Here is a 19224-nt window from a genome sequence, read left to right on the forward strand (position 1 = left end):
GATCACCCCCTCCGGCGCAGCAGGTTGAGCAGATCATCCGGCGATTTGCGCAGGACAAACTGCAGCAGCCGGACGGTGATGGCCGAGGCAACCAGCGCCCCCACGGCGCGCGGCACGGCGAGCGATTCCGGGGTGATGGTGCCGAGCAGGGCGGCGCAGAACCCGGCGCCATGCAGCCCGACCATGAACGCCGCGACGAACAGGGCGAGACGGCGCAGGATGCCAAGCTCCTCGGTGGTGCAGATCCAGATCAGGGCGCCCGCGAAGGCGCCCATGACGACATCGGCATCGAGGCCGGGGAGCAGCGACAAGACGGCCAGCCCGGTGACGGTGCTGGCGGCGGTGCCGCTCGAGATGGGTTCAGGCAATTGATCCTCCGGTGCGTTGGCGTTGTATCAGGTCAGATTCGGTTTGGCATTCGATGCAGCGTTCGCAGCCGCGCACGGCCTCGCGGCGGGCCTGCGGGATGACGTTGTCACAGTCGATGCAGCGCAAGGGGCCGGTGCCGCTGATGCGGGCGGCGTGCACCTTGGCGGCGATGCGCAGGTCGTTGATGGCGTCTATGCGTTCGAGTTCGTCGTCAAGGCGGCTCATATCAGTCCCACAGGTTGATCTGCGTGACGGCTGCCTGGGTGGGCGCGTCTGGCAGGGTGACAAGGGTGCCGATGGGCAGCACTGGCCCCAGCTCGGCAAGGCGCGGATTCAGCGCCAGCACCTGTTCGGTGATGCCGGCGGTGTAGCCGTAATAGCGATGGAGCAACAGGTCGAGGGTGTCGCCCTGGATGGCGCGCAGCTGCATCAGATCAGCTCCACTGTCGTGTGGCTGACGCCGAGGATGTCGCGGATCGCGAAACGGGCATCGCGGTAGAGATCATCGGCCGTCAAATCTTTGGCGCTGGCATCTTTGACCGCCTCGGCGGTGGCCGCGCTGTCGAGATAGCGCTCGTACAGGCTGGCGCGGGCGTAGCTGTAGACGGCGCGCCGATACCAGAGCGCCAGAATGGACTCTTCGTCAATCAGGGTGGCTGGCACGGCATCGAGGCTGAGATAGCCGGCGGCCTGTTTGCTGGCGGCCCAGACGGCCAGATCGGCCTGTACCTGGCTGATGGCGTTGATCACGGCATGGCGCAGGCGCTCGGTGGTGACGGTGCCATCGGTGCGCATGGTGGCGCGCATGTCAGGCAGCGAGATGGGCGGCCAGAATAGCCCGGCTGTGATGACGCCCTCGTCCTGTTCTGGCGTGGGGGTGGGGATAAAACCGCTGGTCATGCTCCCTCCTGTGGTGGGCGGTGATCGGGCCGTCAGCGCTGGCGTTTTGCCTGCATCAGGCCCGAGCCGCCCGGCTGCGGGGTACGCTCGGTTAGCTGGCCTCGCCGGTGGCGGGGGCTGGCTGTTCGGTGGTTTGCTCTTGCTCTTGCTCTTGCTCTGGTTTGGGGCTGGCCTCGGCGATAGCCGGTGCCGTAACAGAGGCTGCGCTCACGTCGCTGGCGACTGGCAGTTCTGCGGCTTTCTGCTTTTTAATTTCCCGCTCCAGCACCTCCAGATCTTTTTTCAGGCCCACTTTGTCGTGGAGCTCGATGGCGCGGCGGTAGTGCTCGGCCGCTTCATCCTTGAGCCCCTCGGCATAGCAGGCGCGGCCCACCGCCTTGTGCAGCTTGGCGCGCACCTGGTCGAACATGTCCGAGTCTTTCAGCAGATTGAGGTAAGCAGAGAGCAGGCCGAGACTGGGGCCATCGCCCACGTCTTGCAGTTTGATGGCGTTCTCGGCCACCTCTTCGGCGATCAGGGTGGCGGCGCTGCGCTCGTACTGGTCCGGGGTGTTCAGACCGTGGCGGATCACGTAGTCGGCCATATTAAACGCGTCCGCCAGATCGCCGGTGTCGAGCGTCCAGAGCATGACAGTGACCAGCACGTCATCTTGACCCCCGGCATCGCCCTGCAGCACGCCCTGTATCCAGGGGGTGAAGTCGTCCAGCATGGCGCGCTTGGCATCGATTTTCCGCTCGATGCTCTGGATCCCCTTGAGCGTGCGGCTGTGCTCCAGCAGCTGGATGAGCTGCATTTCGTAGGCGTTGGCGTGCTGACGGTCGAGTTGAGGTGAGGCCGCCCCGGCGAGGGCGGCCTTGATCATTTGCGTATGGCGGCGGGCTGGTGTCATCTCGCCCCCTTACGCCTTGGCTTCAAACGTGATGTTTTCGGCGATGGCGATGCAGTCGTAATCCTCGACCACATAGGCGTCGTTGCTGGACTCCCAGTTCACGATGCGGTTTTTCTTCGGCACCTCTTCGACCATGCGGCGGCGGCCTTCCAGCTGGTAGTAGATCGACAGGTTGGAGAGTTTGGTCACGATGAGGGTGCCGTCCGGCACGAACGGGACGCGGATGGCCTTGAGGCCGCCGATCTGCTTCTGGCTGACCAGCACCTGACCGGCGAGCGCGTTCTGATTGTCTGCGGCATCGCTGATGATGGGGAAGTATTTGTCGGAGAGCAGCTTGCGGCCAACCAGCACCACCAGATCGGTGTCGTCGGCGTACCAGGGCGCGATCTTCTCGCTGACCAGGTCGTAAACCAGCGCGTCGAGGTTTTTATAGTCCCCTTTGGTGGCGTTGACGTGGATCTTGCCGCTGGCGGCGGTGACTTCGCTGATCACTTGGGCCGGGGCGTCGGTCTTGGTGAGCTTAACCCAACCGATGTTGACATCCTGCAGCAGCGGGTTGGTGGTGCGGTTGGTGGTGGCGGCGGCGCTGACGCCGTTGAAGCCGATCATGATGCGGTCGAGGCCCTGACGGGTCAGGATGGCATCACGTACCCGGATCTGGAAGTCGGGGAATTTGGCCCAGGCGTCCAGCGTGCCGTAGGTGATGTAGGTGTCAAAATTTGTCTGGTGACACTCGTATTTGTGATTTTGCAGCGCGGTCGGGTTGGACGGGTCGCGCTCTTTGTCTGCGCTGGTGTCGGTGCGCCCGGCGATGGTGCCGCTGATGCCGATGCCGACTTTTTCGCCCTTGAGCTCATCGACCGGGATCAGGTTGATCATGCCGAGGAACGCGACAGAGTCTTGCATCTTGGTTTCCAGCGTTTGCTGGACGGATGGCTCGACGGTGAACATCTGCACGGCCGAGGCCACGGCGGAGAGTTGGGCCACCTGGGCGGTGTAGGCATTGAATTTTTCGCGGGTTTGAGTACGCATTTTGAGTCCTTAGCAGTCGGTCAGGGCGGTGACGGCACCGCCGGCGGCGGGCGGGAGCTGTTCGTGGGTCAGGTTTTCAGTGGATTCGAGCTCGGCGCGCAGGTCGCTGAGTTTTTGCGCCTGCTGGGCCAGCGCGGCTTTTTGCTCATCGAGCAGGCCTTCGAGCTTGGCAACGCTGGCGGCGAACTGCTCGCCCTGGCTGGCGACTTCACCGGCGATGTGTTCAACGGCTTGGTGTACTTCGGTGAAGCTGGCGCCGGTGGCGGCTTTGTCTTTTTTGAACATGGCTTTGACGCGCTCGAGCAGGCCTGGCTGGTCTGCTTCGGTCAGTTCGATCTCGGTTTCGATGGCCGAGCTGAACAGGTTTTCCGGGCGCTGCTTGCGGCTGGCCAGCGGGTTGGCGTCACCTTGACCGGCGGCGAACTTGAGCATTTCGGTGCCAAGACTGGCTGGGCTATCGGTGACGGCGAGGCCGACCAGGTACGCCTGACCGCTGCCGGCGAAGTCCAGATCCAGCTCGATGGAGGTGTAGACCTTTTGCCCGGCCTTATTGAGGGCGAGCAGGTCAGCGTTGGGGGCGATATCGGCCAGCAACACCACCTTCTCTTGCCCATCCATGGTGATGGTTTCGGTGGAGAGGGCCAGCACGTCGCCGTAGGCGCGGAACGGGCCATCGGGGACGATGCCGCGATAGTGTTCGAGATTGACGCGGGCGCCATATTTCTCGGGGTTGTAGTTGGCGGCGGCCTGCAGCAGCCAGTCCGCGCTGATGTTGCGCCCGTCCGTGGTTTGCCCGGACATGGCGACTCGTTTCATTTTTGCCTTCGCTGCCATCATGAGCCCTCTGGGTGTTGGCGGTTTTTTCGGCCTCCATGGTCTGGTTTGTTGGTTAGATCCTTCAACTTGTCTGTGTTGTCGGTGTGTTGCTCACAACAAGCGGGGCGCGCGGGGGATTGCGCGGGTGCCGCAAAATGCGGGCATGACGACACCATTACTGTTTCCCCACCTCGATCCCCGCCGACAGGCCATGCACCTGTATTTTCAGGGGTACAAAATCCGCGCAATTGCGGAGCTTATCGACACCCCAGAAGGCACGGTTGGCGCGTGGAAGGCGCGCGACGGCTGGGACGATATCAAGCCGATCGACCGGGTCGATATGGCGCTCGAGTCGCGGCTGTGCCAGCTGCTTGGCAAGGAGCTCAAGTCAGGCGCGGATTACAAGGAGATCGATCTGTTGTTTCGGCAGCAGGAGCGCATGGCGCGGATCGGTCGCTATACCGCTGGCGGCAATGAGACCGACCTCAACCCGAGGGTGGCGAACCGCAACTCCGGCCCCAAAAAATCTGCGGTGCGCAATGCGTTTGATGATGAGCAGCAGGCCAAGCTGATCACGCTGCTCAATGAGTCGATGTTTGACTATCAGCGGGTGTGGTATGAGGCCGGGCTGCAGCATCGCACCCGGGATATCCTCAAGTCGCGCCAGATCGGGGCGACCTTCTTTTGCGCGCGAGGCGCTGGTCGATGCGCTGGTGACCGGGCGCAACCAGATCTTTCTGTCGGCCAGCAAGGCGCAGGCCCATGTGTTCAAGCAGTACATCACCGCGTTTGCGCTGGAGGTGGGGGTCGAGCTTAAAGGCGACCCGATGACGCTGAGCAACGGGGCGATCCTCTATTTCCTCGGTACGAACTCGCGCACCGCGCAGTCGTACCACGGCAATCTGTACCTCGATGAGTATTTTTGGATCCCGAAGTTTCAGGAGCTGCGCAAGGTCGCCAGCGGCATGGCGATGCATAAGAAGTGGCGGCTTACCTATTTTTCTACGCCGTCCAGCCTGTCGCACGATGCCTATCCGTTCTGGAGCGGGGCGCTGTTTAACCGCGGCCGCGCCAAAGTCGATCATATCAAGTTGGATGTGAGCCCCGAGGCGCTGCGAGCGGGGCGGCTGTGTGAGGATGGGCAGTGGCGGCAGGTGGTGACAGTCGAGGATGCCATCGAGGGCGGCTGCAATCTTTTTGACCTTAATCAGCTGCGGCTGGATTACTCGGCCGATGAGTATGCGCAGCTGCTGATGTGCCAGTTTGCCGATGATACGTCGAGCGTGTTTCCGCTGGCGACGCTGCAGCGCTGTATGGTCGACAGCTGGGAGCAGTGGACGGATTACAAGCCGTTTGCCGATCGCCCGCTGGGTCAGCGCCCGGTGTGGATCGGGTATGACCCGGCCAAGGGCGGGGATGGCGACAGCGCCGGATGCGTGGTGCTGGCGCCCCCGGCGGTGGCGGGCGGCAAGTTTCGGGTGCTGGAGCGCCATCGCTGGAAGGGGATGGACTTTGCGGCGCAGGCCGAGGCGGTGCGCCAGATGACGCTGCGTTACAACGTGACCTACATCGGGGTCGATTCGACCGGTATCGGTGAGGGGGTGCTGCAGCTGGTGCGGCAGTTTTACCCGGCGGTGACGGACATCCCCTATAACCCGAGCATCAAGATCCGCATGGTGATGAAGGCACAGGATGTGATGGGCAAGGGGCGGCTGGAGTTTGACGCGGGCTGGACCGATCTGGCGCAGGCGTTTATGTCCATCCGCCGCGGGGTGACAGCCGGGGGAAAATGCCGACTTTCGAGGCGGGGCGGTCGGTCGAGACCAGCCACGCCGATATCGCCTGGGCGCTGATGCAGGCTCTGCTGCATGAGCCGCTGGAAGGCACGACGACAACTAATCAATCCATGATGGAGATCTGCTGATGAGCCGCAAGCGCCGCTATCGTTCTAACCCTCCGGCCGCTGTGCCGGCTGCTGCGCCTGCGCCAATGCAGGCGTTTACCTTCGGGGATCCGCTGCCGGTGCTCAGCCAGCGCGAGGTGTTTGATTATCTGGAGGCGATGCACAACGGCAAATGGTATGAGCCGCCGCTGTCGCTCAGTGGGCTGGCGCGGGTGTATCGCGGGGCGGTGCATCATGCGGCGGCCATCCAGCTCAAGCGCAACATCCTGCGCTCTGGGTTTATCCCGCATCCCAAGCTGAGCCTGGCGGATTTCACCGGGCTGGCGCTGGATTATCTGGTGTTTGGCAATGGCTATCTGCGGCGGGTGAATAACCGGCTGGGTCAGGCGATGCGCTATGAGCGGATGCATGCCAAGTACACCCGGCGCGGGTATGACGACCTGAGCCGCTATTGGTGGATCGCCGAGCCAGCGCGGGAGGTTGAGCTGGCGCGCGGCGAGGTGCTGCATGTGTATGAGGACGATATCAATCAGGGGGTGTATGGCATCCCGGATTATGTGGCGGTGCTCAATTCGGCGCTGCTCAATGAGTCGGCGACGTTGTTCCGGCGCAAATACTATGAGAACGGCAGCCATGCCGGGTTCATCCTCTACATGACCGACTCGCTGCATAATGAGAGCGATATCAGCAATCTTCGGCAGGCGATGCGCGACAGCAAAGGGCCGGGCAACTTCCGAAATTTGTTTATGTACGCGCCGAACGGGAAGAAGGATGGCTTGCAGCTGATCCCGGTCAGCGAAGTGGCCGCCAAGGATGACTTTTTCAACATCAAATCGGCGACCCGGGATGACCAGCTTGCGGCGCATCGGGTGCCGCCCACGCTGCTGGGGGTGGTGCCGCAAAACGCGGGCGGGTTTGGTGATGCCATCAAGGCCGCCCAGGTGCTGGACGCCAACGAACTGGACAGCCTGCGGCGGTCGCTCGAATCGCTCAATCAGCTGGCCGGGGAGGAGATCATCCGGTTTGACCCGTACAAGCTGGCCCTGGAGGCGATGGCCAGCTGATCGCAATGAGATTGCCACGCCGCCGCCGATGACTTAACATCCGCTCAACACACCCGCCATGCCTCTCAACGATGCACACTCTGGCGGGTTTTTTCGCCCCTCGCATAAGCGCCTGTGTGCGCGTCTCTGATGCCTCGCTTCACGCCCGAACCCCTCCACTAAATCCCGCCGAAACGCTGGGAGGCGTCCTGCTGCGCCCACAGGATCGCACGGACGTCAGCACCAACGGCGCGCCGTCGAACCCCGCCCCGCCTGCGCGCTTTTTGTAGCGCTTTTGTTGCAGGTGCAGGGCTCCCGCCGCCTTGGGTCGCTGCGCGCCAGCACTGGCCGCGCCCGTTGTTACAGATCCTTTGCGCGATCCTACAAAATCAAACAGATCCTTGCGGTTTCACCCTGTTCGACCTTCCCCAGCCGCAACCATTCCGCATCCATTGATCGCAGCCTGCATCCGCTGATAGATGGCGCTGACGTAGCGGGCTTGGTGCTTGGCATCGTCCAGCGCGCGATGGGCCACGCCCTCGAATGGCATGTCTCTTTTCGGGTCAAATCCCAGCAGGGTGCGCCCGAGATCAACGATGGTGCGCACGTCACGGTCGTTCCAATACCCCCAGCCGCAGGGGGCTTTCGCGGCATTGCAGGCGTGACGCAGGATCACGTTGTCAAAGCTGGCCCCGTTGCCCCAAACCTGCAACCCCGGCTTGCTTCCTTGATCTCCGCCATGCATCCATTCGAACAGATCCAGCAGCGACTCTCTCAACGAGCTGTGCTTCGTAGATGGCATGATGGCCGCGCGGGCTTCATCACTCTGCCCCAGCCACCACAGCACGGTGTCTGGCTCCATCACGCCATATTTGGCGCTGTCGGTCAGAGCGATATGCGCCTCGAACTCGGCGCCCAGTTCACCGGTCAGCGGGTCAAAGAACACGGCCCCGATGGTGACGATGGCCGCGTCTGGCCCGCTGCCCATGGTTTCCAGATCCAGCATTACGTTATTCATGGCTACTCTCCTGCTTCAATTTGACGGTGATCGGCCACAACCTGGTGCAGGGCGGGCTGATAGGTTTGGTTGAGTCGGTCGGCGGCGCCCGGGTTGGCGCGGTCGATTGGGCTGCCGGGGGCGATAAACAGCGTCCGTCCGGTAGCGGCACAGCGAATGGTGCCGTTCTGGTCGATGGCCACGGGGGTGAGCCCCGGCACGACATGGCGGCGGCCAACGGTGCGGCCATCGGCCGAGCGCAGCGGCACGGTTTGGCGGCTGGGGCTGGTCTGATACGGGTTCGGAGCTGGGGGCGCGATGTCCGGCAGGCCCAGCGATGCGGGGCGCGGATGGCGGCGGCGCAGGATGGCGCAGGCTACCGCCTGCTGTTTGCCCTGCAGCATCCCCACCCATTGGCTGATCTCGCTGGCGGGCCAGCGCTGCTGCAGGATGCAGGTCACCCGATTATCCAGGCGGCGGTACGCTTCGCGGCTGACCGCCTGCGGGTTGTTTATGCCCATGCCCATTCCTCCTCCTCTTGGTAGTCGTTCTGTTCTTGCAGCCACTCCGGGGTGTCCAGCTGCTCCAGTTCGGCCCACATGTGTGACTGATAGGGCTCCGGCAGCATCTCGATCCAGCTGTGCGTACCGGCGTGGCCCTGTGCCCGGTAAACCTTGCCGCACAGCTCGACCAGCATTGGCCAGTCTTCGTCCCCCTGCGGCAGGGCGTATTCGTCCGGCTGGCCCTGTTCGGCTGGCCGCTGGCCCGCTGGCTGCCAGTCCGGCTCGCTCGGCACAGCGCGTGCCGCCTGCAACTGGCCGTTTTCCAGCCAGAGGGTGAAACCGTCCACGCTGACGTTCGAGCCAGAGCGTAATCGGTCGATAGAGAGGGGGATAAACCCCATTGCTCTACCATTAACTGATCCGCGTAGGCCTCTGGATCCGGCCGCGTACAGTTATTGTCAGAGCTCCAAGGAGCATATAGAGGTGATCGAGAGTATGCTGCCTGCCTCTTGTGTGTAAATCGCGCAACTCACAACACTGTTTTGCATCTTTTGGGGGCCGCTTTTGGGGAAATCCAGCGCGCCCCGCTGGCGGAGGATTGATGGAAAAGAAACGGGTACTGCTCTCCTGGAGTAGCGGCAAGGATTGTGCTTGGGCATTGCATCAGTTGCGGCAAGATCCAACCATCGAGGTGGTGGGGCTGTTTACCACCCTTAATCAGGAGTTCGAGCGGGTAGCGATGCACGGGGTACGCAAGCAGCTTTTGACTGAACAGGCTGACTGTGTTGGTTTGCCCCTCATCACCATCGATCTGCCCTGGCCCTGCAGCAACGAGGATTACGCCCGCATCATGACCGGCTTTATCGCCGATGTGGTCGCGCAGGGGATCCGCCATATGGCCTTTGGCGATCTCTTTCTTGAGGATGTGCGCGCCTACCGTGAACAGCAGCTGGCAGGCACCGGCATCGAACCGCTGTTCCCACTGTGGGGCAGCAATACCCGTGAACTGGCGCCACAGATGGTGGCAGCAGGGCTGAAAGCGCGGATCAGCACCCTCGACCCGAACAAGCTGGATGCCAGCCTGGGTGGTCACGATTTTGACCAGGCGCTGCTGGCGGCGCTGCCGGAGGTCGTCGATCCGTGCGGTGAGAACGGCGAGTTTCACACCCTGGCCTATGATGGCCCCATGTTCTCCCGTCCGCTCGGCATTCGGGTCGGCGAGACAGTAGTGCGTGACGGCTTTGTCTTTACCGATCTGCTGCCGCTCGGTGATTAATTTTTTACGGGCAAAGCGCTCTTTTTTGCAAGTCCACTCACAGTTTACACTGGGCGATACAGTCACTCTGACCGCCCTCTTTTTTGATTGAAAATGACGGAACTTCCTGATGAAACACCTCTTTCGCCCAGCGCTGCTCGCTTCCTTGCTGGCTGCCGCTCTCTCTCTGCCCGCCGTAGCTGGTGGTGCCGCCACAGTTCAGCCGGTTCCTGCCGGTTCCTGCCGGTGTCACTACCGTTACGCTGGCCCAGCAGGCCCCCATTCACTGGGTGTCGGTGGAGCAGATCGCCAAGAGCCTGGATGGCCTGCCCCCGATTGCGGTCGGTTTTGATATCGACGATACCCTGCTCTTTTCCAGCCCCGGTTTTTATCGCGGCAAGCAGGAGTTCTCGCCCAACGACGAGAGTTATCTGAAGAACCCCGCCTTCTGGGAGAAGATGAACAACGGCTGGGATGCGTTCAGCATGCCGAAAGAGGTGGGCAAGGCGCTCATCGCCATGCACCTCAAGCGCGGTGACCATATCTATTTCGTCACCGGTCGCTCGGCTACCAAGACTGAAACCGTGAGCCAGACCCTGCAGCAGACCATGAACATCCCGGCTGCCCAGCTCAATCCGGTGATCTTTGCCGGTGATCAGCCAGGCCAGAACACCAAGGTGCAGTGGCTCAAGGATAAGCAGATGAAGATCTTCTACGGCGATTCTGATGGTGATATCAAAGCAGCGCAGGAGATCGGCGCTCGTGGCATCCGCCTGCTGCGGGCTGCTAACTCCAGCTACCGGCCACTGCCGCTGGCAGGGGCGCTGGGGGAAGAGGTGATCATCAACTCCCAGTTCTGATCCTGCTTCGGTTCAGACAAGAAGGGCGAGTGTGTAGACACTCGCCCTTCTGTTTTTCTCAGTGCGATGCCGGTACCGTTCAGTCAGCCCACGGCATCTCGGGCAGGCTATCGAGGAACTCGCCGTAACGGGTCAGATTGAAGGGGCCCTGATCGGCCTCCATCGCCATCAGCTCGGCCCCGAGGGCGCAGGCGATATATTGCAGCGCCTCTTCCCGCGGGGTGCCCTTCATCACCAGCCGCATCAGGGTTGCCTTCACATGGGGCGGGTGACCATCGTTGAGCTGGTTCTCCACCATCTCCAGCAGCGTCTCTTCGTCAAAAAATTCCTGAGTGTCGTTCATGGGATATCCGCAACAGTGAATGTGGCGGCCAGTATAGCCTGAATGGGGCTAACACCTTGAACGGCCTGCGAATAAACAATCCGATGAGGAGGCCATTTATTACCCATAATGAGGAGGCGTTTGCCAAGGCAAGCAGGTTGGAACACCGATCCGGCATTGACCTCAAACACTGCTGGGGCTGCGTCTGCAACGTGGCTGAGCTGGCGCGTCGTCTGGCGGTGAAGAAAAGGATGAAGGGGGAGGAGGTCTTTACCTGCGCCAGCTCTACGCTCTCGGCCGCTTGGTGAGGCACGTAGGCCTGCCGGAAAACACCGTCCATCACATCCACGATCTGGAGTTGCACAAGGGGCGGGCCAGTCCGATGTGGGGGAAGAGGCGCCGCCCGAGTGGCCCCACAAAGTGGCAGATGCGCTGGGGCTGAGCTGGGCCGATTGTGCCGCCCAGTTCACTGCGCTGCGGGAACAGGGCAACGGTTATGCCGGGTTGCTGGCGGCCTGAGGCCTTATCTTCCATCTCATCAGGGGCCAACGCGGCCCCTTTTTCATGGCTGATGGTGCCGCAGGCTTGCCAGCCAGGGAGCGACGGGGCACTCTTTGCCCTTCACTTTCCGTCTGAGAGCCCTTGCCATGATTGCCTCCTCCCGCCTGATCCTGCGCGAAATGATCGCCACCGATGCCCCCTTCATCCTTGAGCTGCTCAATGACGGCGACTTTTATCGTTACATCGGTGATCGGGGCATTCGCACCCTCGAACAGGCGCAGGAGTATATCCAGCAGGGGCCGGCAGTCAGCTATGCCCGCTATGGTCACGGGCTCTATCTGGTGGAGCGCAAGGAGGACGGTGTCAGCCTCGGTATCTGCGGTTTGATCAAACGCGATACCCTGGAGCAGGTCGATATCGGTTACGCCTTCCTGCCGCAGTATCGCGGTCAGGGTTACGCCATTGAAGCGGCGCAGGCCGCCCTTGCCGATGGCAAAAGCCGGTTGGGGATCGGGCAGGTAGTTGCCATCGTCACTCCGGGCAACGAGCGTTCCATCGGCCTGTTGGCCAAGCTGGGGCTGGTGCGCAGTAGACTGGTCAAGCTGAGCGAAGATGCCGATGAGTGCCTGCTGCTGGAGCAGTGATCAAGGTCAGAGAGCGGGGAAGCGAATGGTGAGGTAGCTGCCAGGCTGAGGACAAGCAAGAGGCTGGGTCTGGCTAAAGGCGTGAGAGAAGCAAAGAGGCCGCCGTGAGTTGCGGCCTGTCTGCATCGGGCGCTGCCGGAGGGCAGGCAGGATCAGTTGAGGTCTTCGATGGAGAACTCGCCAGCGATACCATCACAGGAGATGGCGAAACCGCCGCTGAAGCGGGTGCTGAACTGGATCAGAAACGCATCATTGTCGTGCTCTTGCACAGGCAGGTTGATGGGCTTGCTACGACGCAGGGGCTTGTGTGTTTGTACTGCTTTCATCATGGTATTTCTCTATATAAATTAGGTGTTTGCTCCTTGTATTGGCAAATGTCAGGTCAATGGGCGCGGTCGATTGGGTGAACGACAAGCGCGCAGGAATACCCAGCCCGGTTAAGGGGCGTCTGCACTTTCAAGGAATATGCTGATGCATAAATCAAATTGGGTGGGCAGATCGGGTCTGCACCGTGAGAGCCGGGCAACGCAGGCAGACAGCCTGACGGTTCTCAAGGCGAGTAAATCAGAGGGAGGTTATGTGTGTACTGGCAGGATTCATCTAACGTTGAAGCATTGCGAACATAAACAGGGCTGATTAACTAGCCGACGCGCATTCTCTCCGCGAAATGAATAAAAAGCAAACAATAATTTGCCGATATTGAAGTAAGTACGCTTTTCCTCTGTGTAATCAAGGTGCTATCAGCAGCAAATATCCGCAGCTATCAGTCATAAAAAGAGGGCTCCCGACGGGAGCCCTCTCTCATTCTGCAAGCAGCACAGTGGGCCGACTCAGTAGTCGCCACAGGCCTTCTTGGCGGCCGTGATCATCGGGGTGATGGTCATGCCTTGCACCACGATGGAGAACATCACCACCGAGTAGGTCATCACCAGGATGACCTGACGCAGGTCGACCCCATGCTCCGGAATCATCATGACGCCGGAGGGGAGCGCCAGTGCCATCGCCATCGCCAGACCGCCGCGCAGACCGCCCCAGGTGAGGATCCGCACCGAGAAGGTGTTGTAATTGCGGAATCGGCGGAAGGCCACATAGGGCAGCGAGACACTGATGAAGCGGGCAGCCAGACAGAGTGGCACCGCGATAACCAGCAGTGCCCAGTCATGCCAGGCGAGATCCAGCAGTACCATCGCCAGACCGATCAGCAGGAACAGCAGGGCGTTGAGGAACTGGTCCATCAACTCCCAGAAGTGATCCAGGTGATGACGACTCTGCTCGGAGAAGCCGGATTGACGGGTCCAGTTGCCGATCATGATGCCGGTGACCACCATGGCCAGTGCGCCGGAGACGCCGATCATGTTGGCAAAGGCGAAGCCAGCGGTCGGGATGCAGAGCGTCAGCAACAGCTCCAGCGAACCGTCGTCGGTGGCACTGATCATCGCGTGGGCAATGAGGCCCAGCACGGCGCCGAACAGGATGCCGCCGAGGGCTTCATGCAGGAACAGACCGGCCACGCTGCCGAAGGTGGGCTCGACACCGCCAAATGCGACGGCAAACACGGTGGCGAAGATGACGAGGCCGACACCATCGTTGAACAGCGATTCCCCTTCGATCTGGATGGCGATCTGGGGTGGCGCTTTCATCTTCTTGACGATGGCCAGTACGGCAATCGGGTCAGTGGGGAGATCAGCGCGCCGAACAGCATGCAGTAGACCAGCGGCAGTTCCCAACCCAGCAGCTTGGCGATAAACCAGAAGCCGTAGCCGATGAGGAAGGTGGAGAGCAGGGTGGCAATGATGGCCAGAATGGTGATCTCCCACTTCTGGCTGCGCAGCGCCTTGAGGTTGATGCCAAGGCCACCGGCGAACAGCAGAAAGCCCAGGATCCCCTTCAGCAGGAAGTTCTGGAAGTCGATGCTCTCCATGGTTTTGACGGCAAGAGGTTCCAGGTTGAACCAGCCCAGTTTGCCAAACAGCACCATCAGCACGGACATTAGCATGGAGCCAGCAGTAATGGCGATGGTGGTCTGGATCTTCACAACATACTGGTTGGCAAAGGCGATAAAGATCGCCAGTGCGGCCAGAAAACAGAGTGTGTAGTAGACGCTCATAGTTATTTTTTCTCGTTGGTAGACAGCAAGCACGTATCCCTATGCAGGATGGGCATAGGTTACTCTCGGGCCCCATGTTACTCATTACCTATAAGTGAGTATATGGTGATGAGTTTGGACTGATAGACGGCTAGATTTCCATTTTATTTATTTGCTGCTAGCATGCTGTTTGCGCAGTTGCATGGACGTAATAAGAGGAGCACGCGGTGTCGAACGAAATGTCGGGCAGAGAGCCGAGCACGCAGTCGGACGTAACAATGAAGCTGGAAGCCTGCCTCAGGGAGCGGATCCTGATCATCGATGGCGCCATGGGCACCATGATCCAGGGTTACAAGCTGGGTGAGGCGGACTATCGGGGGATACGCTTCGCCGACTGGCACACCGACATCAAGGGCAACAACGATCTGCTGGTGCTGACCCGTCCGGCGGTGATCCGCGAGATCCACCAGCAGTATTGCGCGGCCGGGGCCGACATCCTCGAAACCAACACCTTCAACGCCACTCGCATCGCCATGGCCGATTACGAGATGGAAGCGCTTTCCGCCGAGATCAACCGCGAAGCCGCCCGCTTGGCCCGCGCCGTCGCCGATGAGTGGACCGCCAAAGAGCCCCACAAGCCGCGTTTCGTTGCCGGGGTGCTGGGCCCCACCAACCGCACCTGTTCCATCTCGCCGGACGTCAACGACCCCGGCAAGCGCAACGTCACCTATGACCAGCTGGTGGCCGCCTATACCGAATCGACCCATGCCCTGATCGAGGGCGGCGCCGACATCATCCTGATCGAGACCATCTTCGATACCCTCAACGCCAAGGCGGCCGCCTTCGCGGTGGAAGGGGTGTTCGAAGAGCTGGGTTACAGCCTGCCGGTGATGATCTCCGGTACCATCACCGATGCCTCCGGCCGTACTCTCTCCGGCCAGACCACCGAAGCCTTCTACCACTCGCTGCGTCACGTCAAACCGGTGTCGTTCGGCCTCAACTGTGCGCTCGGGCCTGACGAGCTGCGCCAGTATGTGGAGGAGCTGTCGCGCATCAGCGAATCCTGCGTCAGCGCTCACCCCAACGCCGGGCTGCCCAACGCGTTCGGCGAGTACGATCTCGATGCGGACGAGATGGCGGAGCATATCCGCGAGTGGGCCCAGAGCGGCTTTCTCAACATGGTCGGCGGCTGCTGCGGCACCACCCCGACCCATATCCGCGCCATGAGCGACGCCGTGGCGGGCATCAAGCCGCGCGCGTTGCCCGAGCTGCCGGTCGCTTGCCGGCTGTCGGGCCTCGAGCCGCTGATCATCACCCCCGAATCCATGTTCGTGAACGTGGGGGAGCGCACCAACGTCACCGGTTCGGCCAAGTTCAAGCGGTTGATCAAGGAGGGGCTCTACGACGAGGCGCTCGATGTCGCCAAGCAGCAGGTAGAGAGCGGCGCCCAGATCATCGACATCAATATGGACGAGGGGATGCTGGACGCCGAAGCGGCCATGGTGCGCTTCCTCAACCTCATCGCCGGTGAGCCGGACATCGCCCGGGTGCCGGTGATGATCGACTCCTCCAAGTGGGAGGTGCTGGAGGCGGGCCTCAAGTGCGTGCAGGGCAAGCCGGTAGTCAACTCCATCTCCATGAAAGAGGGGAGGAGAAGTTCATCCAGCAGGCCAAATTGCTGCGCCGCTACGGCGCCGCTGTCATCGTGATGGCATTCGATGAGGCGGGGCAGGCCGATACCCGCGCCCGCAAGTTCGAGATCTGCCAGCGCGCCTACCGCATTCTGGTCGATCAGGTCGGTTTCCCGCCGGAAGATATCATCTTCGATCCCAACATCTTCGCGGTGGCGACCGGCATAGATGAACACAACAACTATGCGGTGGACTTCATCGAGGCGGTGAAGGACATCAAGGAGAACCTGCCCCACGCCATGATCTCCGGCGGCGTCTCCAACGTCTCGTTTTCGTTTCGCGGCAACGAGCCGGTGCGCGAAGCCATTCACGCGGTTTTCCTCTACCACGCCATCCAGAACGGCATGGATATGGGGATCGTCAACGCCGGTCAGCTGGCCATCTACGAAGACATTCCGGCCGAGCTGAAAGAGAAGGTCGAGGCGGTGGTGCTCAACCTTAATGACAACGCCACCGAGGCGCTGCTGGCCATCGCCGAGAAGTATCGCGGCGCCGGTGCCCAGGCCGAGGATCCGCGGGATCAGGCGTGGCGCAGCTGGCCGGTGGGCAAGCGGCTGGAGCACGCGCTGGTCAAGGGGATCACCGACTTTATCGAAGAGGATACCGAAGAGGCGCGCGCTGGCGCCGAGCGGCCGCTACACGTCATCGAAGGGCCGCTGATGGACGGCATGAACGTGGTCGGCGACCTGTTCGGCGCCGGCAAGATGTTCCTGCCACAGGTGGTGAAGTCGGCCCGGGTGATGAAGCGGGCGGTGGCCTATCTGCAACCCTATATCGAGGCGGAAAAATCGGGCGGCTCCAGCAACGGCAAAATCGTGATGGCCACCGTGAAGGGGGACGTGCACGACATCGGCAAGAACATCGTCGGGGTGGTGCTGCAGTGTAACAACTACGAGATTGTCGACCTCGGGGTGATGGTCTCTTGCGAGACCATCCTCAAGACAGCGCGGGAGGTCAATGCCGACATCATCGGCCTGTCAGGCCTCATCACCCCGTCGCTGGACGAGATGGTGCACGTGGCCAAAGAGATGGAGCGCCAGGGCTTCAAGCTGCCGCTCTTGATCGGCGGCGCGACCACCTCCAAGGCCCATACCGCAGTCAAGATAGAGCAGAATTACTCCGAGCCGGTGGTCTATGTCTCGAATGCTTCCCGAGCAGTCGGGGTAGCCCAGAGTCTGCTGAGCCCGGAGCTCAAGCCCGCCTTCGTGGCCCGCATCGACAAGGAGTACGAGATTGCCCGCGAGCAGCACGCCCGCAAGCAGCCGCGCTCCAAGCCGGTCAGTCTGGCCCACGCCCGTGCCAACCGCCATCAGCTGGACTGGGTCGGCTATGAGCCGCCCGCCCCCGTGAACCGGGTGTGCAGACGTTCGAAAACGTGCCCATTTCGGTGCTGCGCCCCTACATCGACTGGACGCCGTTCTTCCTTAGCTGGGAGCTGGCGGGCAAGTTCCCCCGCATCCTCGAGGACGAGATTATCGGCGAGGAGGCGACCAAGCTGTTTGCCGAGGCCAACGCCATGCTGGATAAACTCGAGCAGGATCAAAGCGTGCGCTGCGCCGGCATCATAGGCCTGTTCCCGGCCAACGCGGTGGGTGACAGCATCGAGGTCTACCGCGACGAGTCGCGCAGCGAGGTGCGCAAGGTATTGCACCACCTGCGTCAGCAGAGCGAGAAGCAGGGTTTCCCCAACTACTGTCTGGCGGACTATGTGGCGCCGAAAGAGAGCGGCAAACCCGACTGGATCGGTGCCTTCGCGGTGACCGGCGGTATCGGTGAGGAGGCCATCGCCAAGGCCTACAAGGCGGATCACGACGACTACAACGCCATCTTGATCCAAGCGGTGTGCGACCGACTCGCCGAGGCCTTTGCCGAGTATCTACACGAGCAGGTGCGCAAGGTGCACTGGGGTTATGCCCCCGATGAGGCCCTCAGCAATGAGGCGCTGATCCGCGAGAACTATCAGGGCATCCGCCCGGCCCCCGGTTATCCGGCTTGCCCGGAGCACACCGAGAAGGGCAGTATCTGGGAACTGCTGGAGGTGGAGAGTGCCATCGGCATGAAGCTCACCGAATCCTACGCCATGTGGCCGGGGGCGGCGGTGTCGGGCTGGTACTTCTCCCACCCCGAGAGCAAATACTTCGCAGTGGCGCAGATCCAGCAAGATCAGGTGGAAGATTACGCCGCCCGCAAGGGGATGACGTTGGCAGAGGCCGAGCGCTGGCTCGCGCCCAATCTCAATTGAGGAGCCTATGAAGATTGGCTTTGTTGGTCTGGGGACCATTGTCGAGACCGCCTATCTACCGGCGTTGCACGCCTTGAGTGACGAGGTGAGGGTGTGGGGTTTTGACCCCGCCCGCAGCTTGCCGGGGGTGACATCGCTGCCGACCCTTGAGGCGCTGCTGGCGCAGCCCCTCGATCGGCTGGTGATTGCGACCCCATCTCTGCTGCATCTGCCGGTGCTGGAGCAGGCGCTGGAGAGCGCCATTCCCTTGATTTTGGTGGAGAAGCCGGTGGTGGCGACGCTGGCCCAGCAGGCGAGGCTACAACAGCTGCTGGCCGATCCACAGATCGCTACCCGGGTGCTGGCACTGGATCACTGGATGGCCCGCAATGCCGTTCAGCGGTTACTTCGTGGGCAACTGGATGACAGCTGGCAGCTGTGCACTCCAACGAACGCTCAGCCAAATACGCCACTGTTTGGCACGATTGCACCTGTCACGCTGGCGGAGGTCGTGTCGATCGAGGGTTTCTTGCAAGAACCTTGCGGCATGGATGAAGAGGGACGTCCCTATGCCCTCAATTTCGCCACCGGCGAGCCGGATCAAAGGGTGCTGCGCCACCCCGACGGGGTGATCCTCGATATCGGCACCCATCTGCTGGCGATGATCCGCGAGCTGCTGGTCGCCCTCGGTGGTGATGACCGGCTGACGCTGGTGGCTGAGGGGGTGGTCGATCGATTGGGTCAGCCCATTACCCGTGGCGATCTGGAGAGTGCCGAAGGTCGTGCCTGTCTGCGCGGCGAGGCTGCTGGCGTTCCGCTGACCCTCTGGCTCGACAAGTACGCCGGGCCAGGTATCGAGCGCAAGGGGCTGGTGCTGTATCTCAAGGATGGAGAGCGAATTGAGCTGTTTCGCAGTGGCAATCTGGAGTGGCTGGACTATTACGGGGAGACATGTGGCAGTGACAAGCGCGACCAACCCCAGCATGGGCCCGAACACCTGTCGGCAGAGGTGCAGCGGTGGCTGCATGAAGGGCCGCTCTATCGCGACTGCATCGCGCAAACCCTGCTGGCCCCCTGCCTGCCGAAGGTTGGGGTGGGGCCACGGCACGCCGGTTGCAAGAGGTGACCCTGTTGCTCACCCTGCAACAGCAGTTACGCGGGCCCCATTGACTCTTTTTGGCGGGTTATTGCA

General features: G+C 61.6%; 16 protein-coding genes and 5 pseudogenes. 8 read left to right on the plus strand and 13 right to left on the minus strand.

Going from position 1 to position 19224, the window contains the following annotated elements; genetic code table 11:
* Positions 1-2: 2 nt before the first annotated feature.
* From NMD14_02625 to NMD14_02655, 7 genes are all read right to left on the minus strand, one after another.
* Positions 3-368 (minus strand): phage holin family protein, encoded by a 366-nt coding sequence (locus NMD14_02625; protein XEI33371.1) that lies wholly within the window; start codon positions 366-368, stop codon positions 3-5.
* Positions 361-594 (minus strand): TraR/DksA C4-type zinc finger protein, encoded by a 234-nt coding sequence (locus tag NMD14_02630; protein XEI33372.1) that lies wholly within the window; start codon positions 592-594, stop codon positions 361-363. The genes NMD14_02625 and NMD14_02630 overlap by 8 nt, the downstream gene beginning before the upstream one ends.
* 1 nt (position 595) lies before the next feature.
* Entirely contained in the window at positions 596-799 is a 204-nt protein-coding gene (locus NMD14_02635) for a tail protein X (protein XEI33373.1), read from the minus strand.
* Positions 799-1269 carry a head completion/stabilization protein gene (locus NMD14_02640; protein ID XEI33374.1) on the minus strand — a complete coding sequence of 157 codons (471 nt, stop codon included), beginning with the start codon at positions 1267-1269 and terminating at the stop codon, positions 799-801. Before NMD14_02640 ends, NMD14_02635 begins: the two co-directional genes overlap by 1 nt.
* A 91-nt stretch (positions 1270-1360) precedes the next feature.
* On the minus strand, positions 1361-2158 hold the full coding sequence (gene gpM, locus NMD14_02645) for a phage terminase small subunit (GenBank protein ID XEI33375.1): 798 nt from the start codon (positions 2156-2158) through the stop codon (positions 1361-1363).
* 9 nt (positions 2159-2167) lie between these two features.
* On the minus strand, positions 2168-3190 hold the full coding sequence (locus NMD14_02650) for a phage major capsid protein, P2 family (protein XEI33376.1): 1023 nt from the start codon (positions 3188-3190) through the stop codon (positions 2168-2170).
* Positions 3191-3199: 9 nt separating this feature from the next.
* Entirely contained in the window at positions 3200-3991 is a 792-nt protein-coding gene (locus NMD14_02655; GenBank protein ID XEI33377.1) for a GPO family capsid scaffolding protein, read from the minus strand.
* Between the two features lie 178 nt (positions 3992-4169).
* On the opposite strand from NMD14_02655, the pseudogene NMD14_02660 reads away from it, so the two are divergent.
* Both NMD14_02660 and NMD14_02665 read left to right on the plus strand, forming a co-directional pair.
* Positions 4170-5930 (plus strand): annotated as a pseudogene (locus tag NMD14_02660) (terminase ATPase subunit family protein).
* Positions 5930-6973, plus strand: a complete 1044-nt coding sequence (locus NMD14_02665; GenBank protein ID XEI33378.1) for a phage portal protein — start codon at positions 5930-5932, stop codon at positions 6971-6973. The pseudogene NMD14_02660 and the gene NMD14_02665 overlap by 1 nt, the downstream one beginning before the upstream one ends.
* Positions 6974-7361: 388 nt before the next feature.
* Here the strand turns inward: NMD14_02665 and NMD14_02670 are convergent, their stop codons facing one another.
* The 3 genes and pseudogenes from NMD14_02670 to NMD14_02680 form a co-directional block, all read right to left on the minus strand.
* On the minus strand, positions 7362-7970 hold the full coding sequence (locus NMD14_02670) for a 3'-5' exoribonuclease (GenBank protein XEI33379.1): 609 nt from the start codon (positions 7968-7970) through the stop codon (positions 7362-7364).
* A gap of 2 nt (positions 7971-7972) precedes the next feature.
* Positions 7973-8470: a hypothetical protein gene (locus NMD14_02675; protein ID XEI33380.1), complete on the minus strand. Its 498-nt coding sequence runs from the start codon at positions 8468-8470 to the stop codon at positions 7973-7975.
* A pseudogene (locus NMD14_02680) lies at positions 8461-8939 on the minus strand (replication endonuclease). The gene NMD14_02675 and the pseudogene NMD14_02680 overlap by 10 nt, the downstream one beginning before the upstream one ends.
* A 114-nt stretch (positions 8940-9053) precedes the next feature.
* Between NMD14_02680 and NMD14_02685 the strand changes: the two are divergent.
* A complete protein-coding gene (locus NMD14_02685) occupies positions 9054-9728 on the plus strand; it encodes an adenine nucleotide alpha hydrolase (protein XEI33381.1) in 675 nt (224 codons plus the stop codon).
* Between the two features lie 275 nt (positions 9729-10003).
* Complete coding sequence (gene aphA / locus NMD14_02690; GenBank protein XEI34700.1) at positions 10004-10567, plus strand: acid phosphatase AphA; 564 nt, start codon at positions 10004-10006, stop codon at positions 10565-10567.
* Positions 10568-10646: 79 nt separating this feature from the next.
* On the opposite strand, the gene NMD14_02695 is transcribed toward aphA, so the two are convergent.
* On the minus strand, positions 10647-10910 hold the full coding sequence (locus NMD14_02695) for a hypothetical protein (GenBank protein ID XEI33382.1): 264 nt from the start codon (positions 10908-10910) through the stop codon (positions 10647-10649).
* Positions 10911-11062: 152 nt separating this feature from the next.
* On the opposite strand from NMD14_02695, the pseudogene NMD14_02700 reads away from it, so the two are divergent.
* Positions 11063-11408: pseudogene (locus tag NMD14_02700) on the plus strand (HDOD domain-containing protein).
* Positions 11409-11536: 128 nt separating this feature from the next.
* Positions 11537-12034 carry a GNAT family N-acetyltransferase gene (locus NMD14_02705; GenBank protein XEI33383.1) on the plus strand — a complete coding sequence of 166 codons (498 nt, stop codon included), beginning with the start codon at positions 11537-11539 and terminating at the stop codon, positions 12032-12034.
* 152 nt (positions 12035-12186) lie between these two features.
* On the opposite strand, the gene NMD14_02710 is transcribed toward NMD14_02705, so the two are convergent.
* Both NMD14_02710 and NMD14_02715 read right to left on the minus strand, forming a co-directional pair.
* Complete coding sequence (locus NMD14_02710; GenBank protein ID XEI33384.1) at positions 12187-12363, minus strand: hypothetical protein; 177 nt, start codon at positions 12361-12363, stop codon at positions 12187-12189.
* 501 nt (positions 12364-12864) lie between these two features.
* Positions 12865-14141, minus strand: a pseudogene (locus NMD14_02715) (sodium:proton antiporter).
* A gap of 218 nt (positions 14142-14359) precedes the next feature.
* On the opposite strand from NMD14_02715, the pseudogene metH reads away from it, so the two are divergent.
* Positions 14360-18053, plus strand: a pseudogene (gene metH, locus NMD14_02720) (methionine synthase).
* A 7-nt stretch (positions 18054-18060) separates the two neighbouring features.
* Positions 18061-19158 (plus strand): Gfo/Idh/MocA family oxidoreductase, encoded by a 1098-nt coding sequence (locus NMD14_02725; protein ID XEI33385.1) that lies wholly within the window; start codon positions 18061-18063, stop codon positions 19156-19158.
* The last annotated feature ends 66 nt before the right edge of the window (positions 19159-19224 follow it).

The sequence above is a fragment of the Aeromonas veronii genome (assembly GCA_041319085.1).
Lineage (GTDB): Bacteria > Pseudomonadota > Gammaproteobacteria > Enterobacterales > Aeromonadaceae > Aeromonas > Aeromonas veronii_F.

Excerpts from the sequence above, each read along its gene's own strand:
- NMD14_02695 (XEI33382.1), bottom strand. The coding sequence starts at position 10,910 with ATGAACGACACTCAGGAATTTTTTGACGAAGAGACGCTGCTGGAGATG.
- gpM (XEI33375.1), bottom strand. The coding sequence starts at position 2,158 with ATGACACCAGCCCGCCGCCATACGCAAATGATCAAGGCCGCCCTCGCC.
- NMD14_02640 (XEI33374.1), bottom strand. The coding sequence starts at position 1,269 with ATGACCAGCGGTTTTATCCCCACCCCCACGCCAGAACAGGACGAGGGC.
- NMD14_02710 (XEI33384.1), bottom strand. The coding sequence starts at position 12,363 with ATGATGAAAGCAGTACAAACACACAAGCCCCTGCGTCGTAGCAAGCCC.
- NMD14_02655 (XEI33377.1), bottom strand. The coding sequence starts at position 3,991 with ATGTCCGGGCAAACCACGGACGGGCGCAACATCAGCGCGGACTGGCTG.
- NMD14_02650 (XEI33376.1), bottom strand. The coding sequence starts at position 3,190 with ATGCGTACTCAAACCCGCGAAAAATTCAATGCCTACACCGCCCAGGTG.
- NMD14_02665 (XEI33378.1), top strand. The coding sequence starts at position 5,930 with ATGAGCCGCAAGCGCCGCTATCGTTCTAACCCTCCGGCCGCTGTGCCG.
- NMD14_02685 (XEI33381.1), top strand. The coding sequence starts at position 9,054 with ATGGAAAAGAAACGGGTACTGCTCTCCTGGAGTAGCGGCAAGGATTGT.
- NMD14_02705 (XEI33383.1), top strand. The coding sequence starts at position 11,537 with ATGATTGCCTCCTCCCGCCTGATCCTGCGCGAAATGATCGCCACCGAT.
- NMD14_02630 (XEI33372.1), bottom strand. The coding sequence starts at position 594 with ATGAGCCGCCTTGACGACGAACTCGAACGCATAGACGCCATCAACGAC.
- NMD14_02670 (XEI33379.1), bottom strand. The coding sequence starts at position 7,970 with ATGAATAACGTAATGCTGGATCTGGAAACCATGGGCAGCGGGCCAGAC.
- NMD14_02635 (XEI33373.1), bottom strand. The coding sequence starts at position 799 with ATGCAGCTGCGCGCCATCCAGGGCGACACCCTCGACCTGTTGCTCCAT.
- NMD14_02675 (XEI33380.1), bottom strand. The coding sequence starts at position 8,470 with ATGGGCATAAACAACCCGCAGGCGGTCAGCCGCGAAGCGTACCGCCGC.
- NMD14_02725 (XEI33385.1), top strand. The coding sequence starts at position 18,061 with ATGAAGATTGGCTTTGTTGGTCTGGGGACCATTGTCGAGACCGCCTAT.